The following is a 13,908-nucleotide window of genomic DNA, read 5'->3' on the forward strand; positions in this document are numbered from 1 at the left end:
ACCTCCTTGGCAACAACTATAACGATGCACTTCAAGATGCGCCTGTCAGGTGAGGACTGTCAATACGCCCGACAGACAGAAGGCCGGCGAAAGCCGGCCTTCTGTCAGGTTTTTCATTCAGGACTGACCAGAATCAGAACTCGTGATCAGCATGCTCCATCATGGACTGACTGCCACTGCGGATACTTTCCGCCAGTGACACGGTCTGGGGCAGCAGGCGCTCGTAGAAGAACCGTGCCGTTTTCAGCTTGCCGCTGTAGAAGCCGGAGCTGTCGCCTTCCACCTTCGGGGCCGCAGCAACCACCATCTTTGCCCACATATAGGCCAGTGCAGTAAGGCCGAACAGATTGGTGTAGTCGGCCGAGGCGGCCCCCGGAGCATTGGGGTCGTCACTGGACTGGTTCAGCACCTGCTCGGTAACGTCAGACAGACGCTCCAGGGAAGCTGCCAGAGGTGCCAGGAACGGCTCCAGGGCGACGTTGCCCTGCTCTTTCTCGATGAAAGCTGCCAGGTCGTCGGCAAACAGCTCATAAAGTTTACCCTGGCTGCCAACCACCTTGCGACCCATCAGATCCAGGGCCTGGATGCCGTTGGCGCCTTCGTAGATCTGGGTGATCCGGGCATCACGAACCAGTTGCTCCTGGCCCCACTCACGGATATAGCCGTGACCACCAAAGACCTGCTGGCCAACAACGCACATATCGAAGCCCCGGTCGGTGAGGAAAGCCTTGGCCACCGGGGTCAGCAGGGCAACCAGACCCTCGGCCCGTTCGCGGTCTGCGTCATCGTCGGAGAACTTGGCAACGTCCAGCCACTGGCCCACGTAGGTGGAAAACGCACGGCCACCTTCCACGTAACTCTTCATGGTCAGCAACATGCGGCGCACATCCGGGTGAACCACCAGCGGATCAGCGGCCTGGTCGGGGTTGCGGGCACCGGTCGGGGCGCGGCTCTGAATGCGCTCAAAGGCGTATTCCCGGGCACTCTGCAGGGAGGCCTCGGCGGCTGCCAGACCCTGGATGCCCACACCCAGACGTTCATAGTTCATCATGGTGAACATGGCGGCGAGGCCCTTGTTCTCCTCGCCGACCAGCCAGCCTTTGGCGCCATCAAAATTCATGACGCAGGTGGCAGAACCCTTGATGCCCATTTTCTTTTCAATGGAGCCGCAGCTGAACGCGTTGCGCTCGCCCAGGGAGCCGTCATCGTTGACCAGGAACTTGGGTACCAGGAACAGGGAAATCCCCTTGGGACCTTTGGGCGCGTCCGGCAGCTTGGCCAGCACAAAGTGGATGATGTTCTCCGCCATGTCGTGCTCGCCCCAGGTGATAAAAATTTTCGTACCCGAGATGCTGTAGCTGCCATCATCCTGGGGCACTGCGCGGCTGCGCATAATACCCAGGTCAGTACCACAGTGGGGCTCGGTCAGGTCCATGGAGCCGGACCAGACGCCGGAATAGAGGTTGGGGAGATATTTTTCCTTGAGCGCCTCGCTGCCATGAGCGTCCAGGGCCAGGCAGGCACCCGCTGTCAGCATGGGCGCCAGGCCCAAAGCCATATTGGAGGCCTGCAACATTTCTTCAAACTGCACCACCAGGGTCTTGGGCATGCCCATGCCGCCAAAGTCCGGGTTGCCACCCAGACCGTTCCAGCCACCGTCCACGATGGTCTGATAGGCTTCCCGGAAACCTTCCGGCGTGGTGACCTTGCCGTCGTTCCACTGGCAGCCCTGCTCGTCACCTTCACGGTTGAGTGGCGCAATCACGTTGGTGGTGACCTTGCCGGCCTCTTCGATAATGGCGTCCGCCGTGTCCGGGTCAACGCGCTCCGCCAGGCGGGGCATTGATGCCCACAGGGACGGGGCGTCAAAAACGTCGTTCATGACGAATCGGATTTCCTGTAACGGGGCCTTGTAGTCAGCCATCGGGTACTCTCCACTGCTGTCGATAAGGGGGTCCTGCGTCGCTCAGAAGGTCGACAGATCGACCAAACGGGACACCGTTATGTACTGAGCCGGCGCGAGTTCAGATTATTATGAATTCGAGGGATCACAGTTTAACGCATTGGGCGCTTCGAACCAGTCGAATTGGCCAATTCCTGCCTGCAAAAAAGCCCGCCTCATGGAGAGAGCGGGCTGGACTGGCAAACTGCCAAAAATGTCAGACTCTAGATACTCCCGACATGGTGCCGGGAGGTTATAGCATGTCTCAGAACGCGAAGTGCTCTTCCGGCAGGTCCAGCAAGGTGTCAGCACCGGCAAACATGGTCTCGACATGGGTGCGAGTGCGCGGCAGCAGACGCTTGAAGTAGAAGCGCGCAGTCTGGATCTTGGCATTGTAGAAGGCTTCCTCGGGGGTGCCTTCAACCATGGCGTCCAGCGCGACCTTGGCGGAGCGTGCCCACAGGTAGGCGAACACCGCATAGCCGGAGTACATCAGGTAGTCCACCGCAGCGGCACCGACTTCCTCACGGTTCTTCATGGCGCTCATTCCCAGCTTCATGGTGATCTCGCCCCACTCCTTGTTGATCTGCTGGAGCGGCTCGATGAATTCCTTGAGCTGTTCGTTGTCGGCATTTTCCTTGCAGAAAACGTGGACCAGCTTCGTGAACTGCTTCAGGGACTCGCCCTGACTCATCAGGATTTTGCGACCCAGCAGGTCCAGTGCCTGAATGCCGGTGGTACCTTCGTAGATCATGCCGATACGGGCGTCACGGACGTTCTGTTCCATGCCCCACTCGGAAATGAAGCCGTGACCACCGAATACCTGCATGCCCAGGTTCGCCGACTCATAACCAATCTCGGTCAGGAAGGCCTTGGCGATCGGAGTCAGGAAACCCAGCATGGCGTCAGCGGTCTTACGCTCTTCCTCGGTCTTGCCCCGGGTCACAATGTCGGCCTGCTGCGCTGCCATGTAGATCAGGGCACGGGCGCCTTCGGCCACGGATTTCTGGGTCAGCAGCATGCGACGCACGTCCGGATGGACGATGATCGGATCCGCCGGTCCATCCGGGTTTTTCGGCCCGGACAGGGAACGCATGGCCAGGCGCTCTTTGGCATAGGCCAGTGAACCCTGGAAGCCCAGTTCAGCAGCACCCAGACCCTGGATAGCCGTGCCGATACGGGCGGTGTTCATGAAGGTGAACATGCAGTTCAGGCCCTTGTTCTCCGGCCCGATCAGCCAGCCTTTGGCGCCGTCGAAGTTCATGACGCAGGTGGCGTTACCGTGAATGCCCATCTTGTGCTCGAGGGAGCCACAGGAGACCGCGTTGCGCTCGCCGGCAGAGCCGTCTTCGTTGGGCAGGCACTTGGGCACGATGAACAGGGAGATACCCTTGGTGCCTTCGGGCGCACCCGGCAGGCGTGCCAGTACGATATGGACAATGTTGTCGGCCATGTCGTGTTCACCGGCAGAGATGAAGATCTTGGTGCCGGTGATGCTGTAGGTACCATCGCTGTTGGGCTCGGCCTTGGTACGCAGGGTGCCCAGGTCGGAGCCACAGTGCGGCTCGGTGAGGCACATGGTGCCGGTCCACTCACCACTGATCAGCTTGGTCAGGTAGGTCTGCTTCTGCTCTTCGGTGCCGTGGGCCTCAATGGTATTCATGGCGCCGTGGCTCAGGCCCGGGTACATGCCCCAGGACCAGTTGGCGGTACCCACCATTTCACTCATCACGATGCCGATAGAACTGGGAAGGCCCTGACCGCCGTATTCCGGATCAGAGGTCATGGAAGGCCAGCCGCCTTCCACGTACTGCTGATAGGCTTCGCGGAAGCCGGTGGGGGTTTTCACTCCGTCTTCGCTCCAGGTACAACCTTCGCGGTCACCGACCTGGTTCAGCGGAGAGAGCACCTGCTCACAGAACTTGGCGCCTTCCTGGATAATGGCGTTCACCATGTCCGGAGTGGCGTCCTCTGCGCCTTCCAGGGCGGCATAGTGCTGTTCGCTGCCAAGCAGCTCGTTCATTACGAATTGGATATCACGCAGGGGCGCTTTGTACTCGGGCATGAAACTCACCTCACTCAGATCCGGTCCGACAGGCATGGGGCCGGGGGTCAAACTGGTTAAGCCGGCTGCCTCGGTAGGAGCAGGCCGGGCGTTCCCGGGTCTGAAGCCCTCCCGGTGTTTAAACAGGTTGATTCGGGCGCTTCAAACGATTGTTTGAAACATACGTTTATAGCATGGACCTTGTCAAGGGTTTTCCCGGACAAAACCCGCAACCTGCCAAGCGGTAATCGACGCCCGTTGGGCGCCAGGCAGGCCCTTGCGGTAAACGAGGACCAGGTGTCAGTGCTATGCGGGAAGGGGTTCAGGCAACGGCGGTAAAGCCGACGCTGATGCTGTCGGGACCAGCCATATCGGAGATGGTGCGGTAGGTGCTGGAGGCGCCGGAGCCCTCCATGGAACCGGAAGCCTGCGCCGGTGCGCCCGAGTCGGCAGCCTGGCTGTCTAGGGCAAGCTCCGCCTGGGCCTGGAGCATGAGCTGCATGGCCTGGGCGGCTACAGCCCGGTCCTGGGCTGAGGGCTGGGCAGGGGCCATGGCCGCCGCCCGGACCTGGCGCATTTTCTCGATGGTGGCCTGGGGGTCGCCCTCTACCGGGCCGAGATCGATGGAAACTTCGCCGCCAATGGCGTACTGATTGCCGTCCGGGCCTCGCTGGTAGGTATAACTGACGGAACCGGCATACTGACCTCCGACGGCCTGGTGGGCCTGCTCGTGGGCTCGTACTTCCCGGTCGCGGGCCTTGAGGTCGCGGAGCTCCTTGAGCTGGGTTTCATCCAGGGACTGCCCGGACCTTGCTTCCTCCCGGCTTCTTTCTGCGTCGGCCTTTCCGTTTCGTTCTCCCTGCTCGCCCCGTGGTTCGGCCGGTTGGTCGGTAGCCCGGGGTGTGTCGGGGTTGCGGGACTCGGAGATGCTGCGGCTGTCAGAGTCGGTTGCAGGCGGTATGGGTCCCCGCCCTGTTGTGGACGGTATGGGTGTCGGGCTGATGGATGGCAGTACTGGGGAGATTGCCATGGCGGTGTTTGTCGGGGCTCAGTGGCCTGGCGCTGAAAGCCGGGGTCAGGCGCGGATGTCGAGTAAGGTGCCGAGCGTTTCGTCGGCGGTTTTTACAACCTGGGCAGAGGCTTCGACACTGCGTTCGTAGAGTTTGAGGTCGACGATGGATTCGGTCATGCCGTTGCCACCGTCGGCGGTGCCGCGAGGGCCATCGACCCCGCCCCTTGCGATTTTGCGGGCAGCCCCTTCCACACCCTGCATGCCGTCCTGGATGCCCTGGATGCCGATGTTCAGTGCGTTGTTGATCATCATGGGGTTGTCCTCCCGGACTTTCTGTCAGCCTTTATTGGGCCACAGGTGTGTACAATTTTCAAACACACTTGGTTACAGAATGTTGCCGGCTTTGGTGGCAGCGAACGGTTGTTCCAGGGCCCGCCGCTGTCTTGAGGTGTTTTCTGCAGGACGATGCCGTCTGGCTTGCGGTGCATGAGCAAGGTGGGAGGGGTGCTTTATCCGGGACACGCTGTGAACCCATCCATGGGGGCTCTTCAAAAACGTCCCTGTTTTTGAAGGTCCCGGATAAAGCACCCCTCCCCCCTCGCTCCAGGACTTTCGTGCGGGTCTCGGGAATGAAGCTCGACGCTTCAGATAATCACGCCTTTGGTGGATGTCTTTAGCTAACTGGGTGAGGCTTCCCAACCAACGGCTGAATATCCAACTGACTGGCCAGCCTGGCTATGTCCAGCTTCGGCATCCAGGGAAGCACGCCCAGGCAGGGAGCACCCATATGGGCCTTCAGGTAGTCCAGGGTTTCTTCCTCACAGCTCATGACCGCTTCATCCGGGCGATTGGCGACCCAGCCGGCGACCGTGAGTCCGTCGTGACGGATGGCTTCCGCAGTGAGCAGGGCGTGGTTGATGCAGCCCAGGCGCAGGGGCACCACCATGACCACGCCGATGCCGAGTTCGATCGGCAGCCGGGAGTAGGTTTCCCGCTCGTTGAGGGGTACACGCCAGCCGCCGGCTCCTTCGATAAGCATCAGGTCAGCGGATTTCATCATCAGGCCCCGGGCCAGGCCCACCAGGCGCTGGGCGGACAGTTGCCGACCGGCCTGTTTGGCGGCCACGTGGGGGGCGATGGCCGGTTGCAGGGCGATGGGGTTGACCTGTTCATAGGGGAGCACTTCGGTCATGTGCTCCATGAGTAGCAGGGCGTCTTCGTTTTTGAGGCCGTCCGGGGTCTGTTCGCAGCCGGAGGCCACGGGTTTCATGGCGACCGTGCGCAGGGAAAGATCAGCGGCCTTTTTCAGGATGGCGGCGGAAACGACGCTTTTGCCGACTTCGGTGTCGGTTCCGGTTACAAAGTAGGTTCGGCGGGCCAAGGTGGTGTCCTCCCGGGCTTGGGGTTGTTCGGGCTCAGGTATGTCTGGCATGGCAATTGGGGCTCATTATAGCGACAGCTCTGCCCGCGCGGGTTTTACGCGCTGACGAGGGCCCGTTGACGGATGCGCTGGGGCGCGCAGCCTTCGAGGGCGGACAGCAATTGGTCGAGCTGCTCGTCGGTATGGGCTGCACTGAAGGTCACCCGCAGGCGGGATTCCCCTTGCGGTACCGTCGGTGGCCGTATAGCGGTGACAAGGATGCCCCGCTGCTCCAGCGACTGGCTCAGCCGGACCGCTTCATGGGGATCGCCGATCATGATGGGCTGGATGGGTGTGGCCGATGGCATCAGCTCATAGCCCATGGCCGCCGCCTCGGCCCGGAAGCGGTTGATCAGTCGGGCGAGCTGGTTTCGACGTTGCTGGCCGTGTTCCACCAGCTCGACGCTTTTGCAGGAGGCGGTAGCCAGCGACGGCGGCATGGCGGTGGTGTAGATATAGGAACGAGCTTTCTGGACCAGGTAGTCCAGCAACACCGGAGGCCCGGCGACAAAGGCACCGCTGGTGCCGAAGGCCTTGCCCAGTGTGCCCACGACCAGTGGTACCTCATCTTCATCCAGACCAGCGCCCAATACAGAGCCACGACCATCTGGCCCCACACAGCCGAACCCATGGGCATCATCGACAATCAGCAGGGCATCATACTGACGGCAGAGCGCGGACAGCTTTCGCAGAGGCGCTACGTCCCCGTCCATACTGAATACACCATCGGTGACCACCAGTTTGTGCCCGCCCGTCTCGGCCAGTTGCGACTCAAGGGTGGCCATGTCGGCGTGGGGATAGACCTGCACCCTGGCACCGCTGAGGCGGCAACCGTCGATGATGGAGGCATGATTCAGGGCATCGGAAAAGATGGTGTCCCCTTTTCCGGCCAGTGCGGTGATAACACCCACGTTGGCCATGTACCCGGTAGAAAAGAACAGCGCGCCGGTGCGGCGGGTAAACTCGGCCAGCCTTTCTTCCAGCCGGTGGTGCTCTCTGTGGTGGCCACATATGAGGTGGGAAGCCGCGCCCCCCAGGCCATAGGCAGTGAGGCCTGCTGCTGCAGCCGCCACCAGTTCCGGGTGGGAAGCCAGCCCAAGATAATCGTTGGAACAGAACGCCAGTACCGGTTCGCCGTCGGCCTCAAGCGACGGACAATGGGGGCCGCTTATATGGCGGCGCACCCGGTATAGGCCGGCTTCCCGGCGTTGCTCCAGCTCGGCGGCGAAGTCGCGCATATCAGGCGCTCTTGGCGGCATCGTAGAACAGGTAACGGTTGCGCTCTTCTTCCAGCGCATGCACCAGGGCTTCTTCGTGCTCTTCCTCGGAGTGCTTCACCGCCCGCTCTTCCGGGCGAATACCCAGGCGATTGAACAACTGACGATCATGGTCCGCTTCCGGGTTGGCGGTGGTCAGCAGTTTTTCGCCGTAGAAAATGGAGTTGGCACCGGCCAGGAAGCACAGGGACTGCATCTGGTCGTTCATGTCCTCACGACCGGCGGACAGGCGCACATGGGACCGCGGCATCAGGATCCGGGCCACGGCGATGGTGCGTACGAATTCGAAGGGATCCAGGTCCTCGACGTCTTCCATCGGGGTGCCCGCCACCTTTACCAGCATGTTGATAGGTACACTTTCCGGGTGGTGGGGCAGGTTGGCCAGTTGCATCAACAGGCCGGAGCGGTCGTCGGCGTCTTCGCCCATGCCCATGATCCCGCCACAACAGACCTTCATGCCCGCCTTGCGAACGCGCTCCAGGGTGTCAAGCCGGTCCTGGTAGGTGCGGGTGGTGATGATGTGGTTGTAGTACTTCTCGGACGTGTCGAGGTTGTGGTTGTAGTAGTCGAGACCGGCCTCGGCCAGTTCACCGGCCTGGTCGTCATTGAGCATTCCCAGGGTCATGCAGGTTTCCAGGCCCAAGGATTTGACCTGACGGACCATTTCGGTGACATAGGGCATGTCTTTTTGGGTAGGACTGCGCCAGGCGGCACCCATACAGAATCGCGAAGCGCCTTTCTCTTTGGCGGCGCGGGCCTCGGCGACCACTTTCTCGATTTCCAGCAGCTTTTCCTTTTCCAGGCCGGTGTTGTAATGACCGCTCTGGGGACAGTACTTGCAGTCCTCCGGGCAGGCACCGGTCTTGATGGACAGCAGGGTGCTGACCTGCACTTCGTTGGGATCAAAGAACTGCCGGTGCACGGTCTGGGCACGGAAGATCAGGTCATTGAACGGGAGGGCGAAAAGGTCGCGGATTTCCTGCAGGGACCAGTCGTGTCGAACGGCAGTAGCGGTCATGACAATATCCTGTTAACTTTTTTGGGATTCAGGTTTACGGATAAACCGCATGATAAAGCCCCTGCACACCCTGTCAACCAGATTCGGGAAACTGGTTAACCAGCTTCCCGTTGCCGCTACACACCTCCATGAGGCGCTGCTGCCGGAACTCTGCGTCGCCTGTCTCGCCCCCCACGCCCGAAATGGATTGTGTGACGGCTGCCGCGGCGACCTTCCGATCAATGACCGCTGCTGTGTCCGCTGTGGCCTGCCGATGCTGCTGGCAAGGCCGGGGGCAGAGCGAACCTGCGGGGAATGCCTCAAGTTTCAGCCCGGATACGACCGGGCATTTATTCCCTGGCGCTACGAATTTCCGGTGGACCGGATGATCAGCCGTTACAAGTATCAGGGGCAACGGCACTACGCACGCCCGCTGCTCGGCGATATGGCTACCCAGGTCCACGACCTGCTCTCCCGGCACCCCTGCCGACGGCCCGATCTTCTGGTGGCGGCCCCCATGCACCGCAAGCGTCAACGTCAGCGGGGCTTCAATCAGGCGGCGGAGATTGCGGAAGCGATCAGCCAGCGCACCGGCATACCCTGGTCTGACCGACTGTTACGGCGCCCCCGGTCGGCCCGCCCCCAGTCCGGACTGGACCGCAAGCAACGGCTGACCAATCTGGCGGGGCTTTTCGAGGTCCGTGGCCGGGTACCACAGCACCTGGCGCTGGTGGACGATGTGGTGACCACAGGCGCCACGGCCGGGACACTGGCGGCACTGTTGCGAAAACACGGTGCGGGAACGGTTGAGATCTGGGCACTTGCCAGAACGCCGGCGCGGAAAATCCGGTCAGCCCAGCCGCTCCCTGACGTAACGGGCGATCGCGAGGCTGGCCGTCAGGCCAGGTGACTCAATACCGAACAGATGCACCAGTCCGTCGATACCATGGTCATCAGTATCGTCGATGCGGAAGTCAATGAAGCCGGCATCGGGCCCAGCCAGCTTGGGCCTCACTCCGGCATAGGCTGGCTGCAGGCGATCGGGTTCCAGCCCCGGCCACCAGCGGCGCACGGATGCCACAAAGGCGCGCCGCCGGGCCGGGGCCACGGTGTAGTCCGGCTCGTCTATCCACTCCACATCCGGGCCAAAACGCGCCTGTCCGGCCAGGTCCAGCGTCAGGTGAACCCCCAGCCCGCCGGGCTCAGGCACCGGGTAAACCAGGGTATTGAAAGGGTGGTGCCCATTGTAGGAAAAATACACACCCCGGGCGTACCAGGGTTCGGGGCACAGAGCAGCATCATAGCCGCGCCACTCCCGGGCCAGCCCAATAGCGCTGAGCCCCGCCGAGTTGACCACCCGGCGACACCGGACCCGGCACGGTGCCTCTCCGCCCACCGTCAGCCGGTGCCCCTGATCGTCACTTGCAGCCGAGATCACCGGTGCCTGACAAACCAGCTGCCCACCGGCGGACTCCAGCTCTCCGAGCAGGGACACCATCAGGTCATGGCTGCTGATAATTCCGGTGCGCGGAGAATACAATCCCGCCGCCGCACTCACGTCCGGAAGCGCCCGGGCCAGCCGGGCCCGCCCGGCCCTCTCCAGAGTGACGCCATTGGCGGAGGCGGCCTGGAAAACCTGGTCAAGCTCCTCCTGTTGTTCATCACCGGCAATAATCCACTTGCCGGTCTGCCGGTAGCCTACCGGATGACCGGCACAGTAATCGTACAGCAGCTCCCGGCCCTGCAGGCACAGCTTCGCCTTGAGAGAGCCAGCGGGGTAATAAAGGCCTGCGTGGATCACTTCACTGTTACGGGAAGAGACCCCCTCGCCAAAGTGCTTCTCCTGTTCCAGCACGATGACTTCCTGCCCCGCCTGCGCCAGCTCCCGGGCAATGGCAAGCCCCACCACGCCAGCACCAATGATCACGGTATCGATATCCAGGTTTTCCACAATCTTCCTCTCCGGGTTACTGAACTGTGGGGGGCGGAACCGGTATACTGTAGCTCAATTCTTGCAAGCGCAATCGGGAGCCCCATGTCCGCGGACGATCAACCGGCCAGCAACAACAGCCACCCCTACGACGATCTGACACCGGACCGTATCCTGGACGCCGTGGAAGGCGAAGGCTTCCCCGTCAGCGGGCGCCTGTTTGCCCTCAACAGTTATGAAAACCGGGTTTACCAGGTGGGCCTGGACGACCAGCCCCCGGTGATTGCGAAATTTTACCGTCCTGGCCGGTGGAGTGAAGAGCAGGTCCGTGAAGAGCACAGTTTTTCTCTGGAGCTGGCCGAAGCAGGCGTACCGGTGGTTGCTCCCCTGCCACTGCCATCCGGGGATACCCTGGGCCGGGAAGGTCCCTTCCTGTTCGCCCTGTTCCCGCAGCGCGGGGGTCAGGCACCGGACACCAGCACACCGGACACCCTTTACCGGCTGGGCCAGTGGCTGGGCCAGCTTCATAACATTGGCGACCGGGAACCATTCCACCACCGGCCGGCCATGTCCATCCTGCCCGCCATTACCGACTTCAGCCGTTACCTGACGGACAATGACTGGATACCGGCGGACCTGCGCCCCGCCTGGGACAGTCTGATTCCTGACCTGATCAATGAATGCGCCCGCCTGGTGGACCAGGCGGGCGATGTCCACAGCCTGCGACTGCATGGCGACTGCCACGCCGGCAACATACTGGTACGGGAAGATCGGCTACTGTTCGTCGACATGGACGACTGCCGCAGCGGGCCGGCTGTCCAGGACCTGTGGCTATTGCTGAACGGCGACGACCTGGAACGTAGCCAGCAATTCGGCGAATTGCTGGAGGGCTACGAAATGTTCCGGGAATTCAACCGTCGTGAACGCTACCTGGTCGAGCCACTACGCTGCTTCCGACAGCTTTCCCACTGCGCCTGGCTGGCCCAACGCTGGGATGACCCGGCCTTCCCCCGGTTTTTCCCGTGGTTTGCCCAGCCCCGGTTCTGGTCGGATCAGGTCCTGTCCCTCAGGGAACAGCTGGCCGCACTGCAAGGCCCGGTTCTGAACATTCCCGGCCAGTACTGAGCCGCTTCATCCCTTACCCTTCCGGAGAGTCCATGAGTAATTCCGAGGCCACCTACACCATCCGCAGTCTGATTGTGACTGCCGTTGCCAGCATTATCGCTACTGTTCTGGTACTGGAATTCAGCGGCAAGATTACACACAGCGAGAACAAGGACCATGTACCGGTGGGCGATTTCAAGGCGGTCCATATCCAGCCCGGCGAGGACTTCCGCATGTCATCAAAGGCATCTGAACTCCATGCTGTCTGCGAGAATGGCTACCTGGCCATTGCGGCGGACGCTGACCCTGACTACCGGGGCATTGTCGTCGATTACAAGAACCGTGGCGTCCGGTGCCAACGGGCCCCTGAAGCCGGCGAGTAACGGGAGGAGTAGCCACATGAACCAGCGCAGACCCGCACCCGGCCAGAGCCTCGACACCCTGTACGCCACTGACCAGCCCCGCCAGGATTTTCGCTTTGATGAATCCGTGGCCAGGGTCTTTCCGGACATGATCCGGCGATCGGTTCCCGGCTACACCACTATTATTCCGATGATCGAGGTGATCACCGAGCAATATGTGCAGCCGGGCTCCCGTTGCTACGATCTGGGCTGCTCGCTGGGAGCCTCCACCTTGGCCATGCGCCACGGCATGCCAGCTTCCGGGTGCACCCTGGTGGGCGTGGACAACTCCCCGGCCATGATCGAACGGTGCAAACACTATATTGCCCTGGACGACCACCCACAGCCGGTCACACTGCGCTGCGAGGATATCCTGGAAACCGATATCTCCGACGCCTCGGTTACCACACTGAACTTCACCCTGCAGTTTGTGGACCCGGCGCGTCGGGTGGAATTGCTTACCCGAATCGCCGAGGCCACCCGCCCAGGCGGCGTACTGATCCTGTCGGAGAAAATCCGTTTTGACAGTCAGGCCGAGCAGGCCACCCAGACCCGGCTGCATCACGAATTCAAGCGGGCCAATGGTTATTCAGACCTTGAGATCAGCCAGAAACGCAGCGCGCTGGAACAGGTGCTGATTCCGGAGACCCTGGACGAACACAGACAAAGACTGGAAGCCGCCGGATTCCGGGATATGGCCGTCTGGTACCAGTGTTTCAATTTCGTATCCATGCTGGCGTTCAAGCCGGACTGACGAGGACATACCATGCTGGACTGGCAGACTACCTGGTCGGATATGCTGATGCGGCTGGACAAGGAAGGCTGGCAGGACTGGTCGGACAGGATCCGCGACCAGCTCCACCACCGTTTCGTGGATAATCCCCATGGCGACCTGCCCCGCTGGCAGGCAGCCCTCGGCCGCTTGCCGGAACGCACCGATGCACTGCTGTACTGCGATCGCAGCGAGGTGACCGTTGACAGCCTGATTCCATTATCGACACCCGAGGCGGAAGAACTGGACCAGGGCCTGCGGGGTCTGATGCCCTGGCGCAAGGGACCCTTTCGGTTCTTTGGCACTCTTGTGGATACCGAGTGGCGCTCGGACTGGAAATGGGACCGGGTGGCCCCGGCGCTGAGCGACCTCACCGGGCGCCGTATCCTGGACGTGGGCTGCGGCTCTGGCTATCACCTCTGGCGCATGTACGGTGCGGGCGCCAGTGAAGTGATTGGCATCGATCCGGGCCTGCTGTTCCTGTGTCAGTTCCTCGCGGTGAAACGCTATCAGCCCGCCGCACCGGTGGACCTCCTGCCCCTGCGCATCGAGGACCTTGCACGACCGCTGGAATACTTCGATACCACCTTTTCCATGGGCGTGCTCTATCACCGGCGATCACCCATTGATCATCTGCTGGAACTGAAAGATACCCTCAGGCCCGGCGGCGAGCTGGTACTGGAGACCCTGGTGGTGGATGGCCCCGAGGGCTACGCGCTGATGCCCGAGGACCGCTACGGGCGCATGCGTAATGTGTGGTTCCTGCCTTCCTGCCCCACCCTTCTGCGATGGATGGCCAGGGCGGGCCTGGAGGATGCCAGAATGGTGGATGTAACCGTAACCACCATCGCAGAGCAGCGATCCACAGACTGGATGCAGTTCCAGTCACTGGAACACTTCCTGGACCCGGACGACCCGGGCCGGACCATTGAGGGTTACCCGGGCCCCACGCGGGCGACGATCATCGCCCGCAAACCGGTTCGGTAAGAACAGAGACCAAAACCAGCCG

Annotated in this window: 13 protein-coding genes; 5 read left to right on the plus strand and 8 right to left on the minus strand. The window is 61.7% G+C overall.

Features of this window, described 5'->3' with window-relative positions; translation table 11 throughout:
• Positions 1-133: 133 nt before the first annotated feature.
• The 7 genes from ACESMZ_RS05010 to bioB form a co-directional block, all read right to left on the minus strand.
• Positions 134-1,924, minus strand: coding sequence for an acyl-CoA dehydrogenase C-terminal domain-containing protein (locus ACESMZ_RS05010; RefSeq protein WP_372955994.1), 1,791 nt, complete (start codon positions 1,922-1,924; stop codon positions 134-136).
• A gap of 283 nt (positions 1,925-2,207) precedes the next feature.
• Positions 2,208-4,007, minus strand: coding sequence for an acyl-CoA dehydrogenase C-terminal domain-containing protein (locus ACESMZ_RS05015; RefSeq protein WP_372955993.1), 1,800 nt, complete (start codon positions 4,005-4,007; stop codon positions 2,208-2,210).
• 301 nt (positions 4,008-4,308) lie between these two features.
• Positions 4,309-5,016 carry a putative metalloprotease CJM1_0395 family protein gene (locus ACESMZ_RS05020; RefSeq protein WP_372972299.1) on the minus strand — a complete coding sequence of 236 codons (708 nt, stop codon included), beginning with the start codon at positions 5,014-5,016 and terminating at the stop codon, positions 4,309-4,311.
• A gap of 45 nt (positions 5,017-5,061) precedes the next feature.
• Entirely contained in the window at positions 5,062-5,307 is a 246-nt protein-coding gene (locus tag ACESMZ_RS05025; RefSeq protein WP_372956051.1) for a flagellar biosynthesis protein FlgE, read from the minus strand.
• A gap of 364 nt (positions 5,308-5,671) precedes the next feature.
• Positions 5,672-6,379 (minus strand): dethiobiotin synthase, encoded by a 708-nt coding sequence (gene bioD / locus ACESMZ_RS05030; protein ID WP_372956050.1) that lies wholly within the window; start codon positions 6,377-6,379, stop codon positions 5,672-5,674.
• Between the two features lie 95 nt (positions 6,380-6,474).
• Entirely contained in the window at positions 6,475-7,656 is a 1,182-nt protein-coding gene (gene bioF / locus ACESMZ_RS05035; RefSeq protein ID WP_372955991.1) for an 8-amino-7-oxononanoate synthase, read from the minus strand.
• 1 nt (position 7,657) lies between these two features.
• On the minus strand, positions 7,658-8,713 hold the full coding sequence (gene bioB, locus ACESMZ_RS05040) for a biotin synthase BioB (protein WP_372955990.1): 1,056 nt from the start codon (positions 8,711-8,713) through the stop codon (positions 7,658-7,660).
• Positions 8,714-8,762: 49 nt separating this feature from the next.
• Here bioB and ACESMZ_RS05045 point away from each other — a divergent pair, with 49 nt between their 5' ends.
• Positions 8,763-9,602, plus strand: coding sequence for a ComF family protein (locus ACESMZ_RS05045; protein ID WP_372955989.1), 840 nt, complete (start codon positions 8,763-8,765; stop codon positions 9,600-9,602).
• Here ACESMZ_RS05045 and ACESMZ_RS05050 read toward each other — a convergent pair.
• The gene (locus ACESMZ_RS05050; protein WP_372956049.1) at positions 9,543-10,646 is read right to left on the minus strand and encodes an NAD(P)/FAD-dependent oxidoreductase; all 1,104 of its coding nucleotides are present in this window, start codon (positions 10,644-10,646) and stop codon (positions 9,543-9,545) included. The two genes, ACESMZ_RS05045 and ACESMZ_RS05050, sit on opposite strands and share 60 nt — an antisense overlap.
• Before the next feature lie 81 nt (positions 10,647-10,727).
• Here ACESMZ_RS05050 and ACESMZ_RS05055 point away from each other — a divergent pair, with 81 nt between their 5' ends.
• Genes ACESMZ_RS05055 through cmoB form a run of 4 tightly spaced genes read left to right on the plus strand, consistent with a single transcriptional unit; the run spans position 10,728 to position 13,886 of the window.
• Positions 10,728-11,747, plus strand: a complete 1,020-nt coding sequence (locus ACESMZ_RS05055; protein ID WP_372955988.1) for a serine/threonine protein kinase — start codon at positions 10,728-10,730, stop codon at positions 11,745-11,747.
• A gap of 32 nt (positions 11,748-11,779) precedes the next feature.
• Positions 11,780-12,109, plus strand: coding sequence for a kinase (locus tag ACESMZ_RS05060; protein WP_372955987.1), 330 nt, complete (start codon positions 11,780-11,782; stop codon positions 12,107-12,109).
• Positions 12,110-12,125: 16 nt separating this feature from the next.
• Positions 12,126-12,881: a carboxy-S-adenosyl-L-methionine synthase CmoA gene (gene cmoA, locus ACESMZ_RS05065; RefSeq protein WP_372955986.1), complete on the plus strand. Its 756-nt coding sequence runs from the start codon at positions 12,126-12,128 to the stop codon at positions 12,879-12,881.
• 12 nt (positions 12,882-12,893) lie between these two features.
• Positions 12,894-13,886, plus strand: coding sequence for a tRNA 5-methoxyuridine(34)/uridine 5-oxyacetic acid(34) synthase CmoB (gene cmoB / locus ACESMZ_RS05070; RefSeq protein ID WP_372955985.1), 993 nt, complete (start codon positions 12,894-12,896; stop codon positions 13,884-13,886).
• Positions 13,887-13,908 lie beyond the last annotated feature (22 nt).

The organism is Marinobacter sp., assembly GCF_041690615.1.
In the GTDB taxonomy this organism is placed as follows: domain Bacteria; phylum Pseudomonadota; class Gammaproteobacteria; order Pseudomonadales; family Oleiphilaceae; genus Marinobacter.

Excerpts from the sequence above, each read along its gene's own strand:
- ACESMZ_RS05020 (WP_372972299.1), bottom strand. The coding sequence starts at position 5,016 with ATGGCAATCTCCCCAGTACTGCCATCCATCAGCCCGACACCCATACCG.
- bioF (WP_372955991.1), bottom strand. The coding sequence starts at position 7,656 with ATGCGCGACTTCGCCGCCGAGCTGGAGCAACGCCGGGAAGCCGGCCTA.
- cmoB (WP_372955985.1), top strand. The coding sequence starts at position 12,894 with ATGCTGGACTGGCAGACTACCTGGTCGGATATGCTGATGCGGCTGGAC.
- bioB (WP_372955990.1), bottom strand. The coding sequence starts at position 8,713 with ATGACCGCTACTGCCGTTCGACACGACTGGTCCCTGCAGGAAATCCGC.
- ACESMZ_RS05025 (WP_372956051.1), bottom strand. The coding sequence starts at position 5,307 with ATGATCAACAACGCACTGAACATCGGCATCCAGGGCATCCAGGACGGC.
- ACESMZ_RS05010 (WP_372955994.1), bottom strand. The coding sequence starts at position 1,924 with ATGGCTGACTACAAGGCCCCGTTACAGGAAATCCGATTCGTCATGAAC.
- ACESMZ_RS05060 (WP_372955987.1), top strand. The coding sequence starts at position 11,780 with ATGAGTAATTCCGAGGCCACCTACACCATCCGCAGTCTGATTGTGACT.
- cmoA (WP_372955986.1), top strand. The coding sequence starts at position 12,126 with ATGAACCAGCGCAGACCCGCACCCGGCCAGAGCCTCGACACCCTGTAC.
- ACESMZ_RS05055 (WP_372955988.1), top strand. The coding sequence starts at position 10,728 with ATGTCCGCGGACGATCAACCGGCCAGCAACAACAGCCACCCCTACGAC.
- ACESMZ_RS05015 (WP_372955993.1), bottom strand. The coding sequence starts at position 4,007 with ATGCCCGAGTACAAAGCGCCCCTGCGTGATATCCAATTCGTAATGAAC.
- ACESMZ_RS05045 (WP_372955989.1), top strand. The coding sequence starts at position 8,763 with ATGATAAAGCCCCTGCACACCCTGTCAACCAGATTCGGGAAACTGGTT.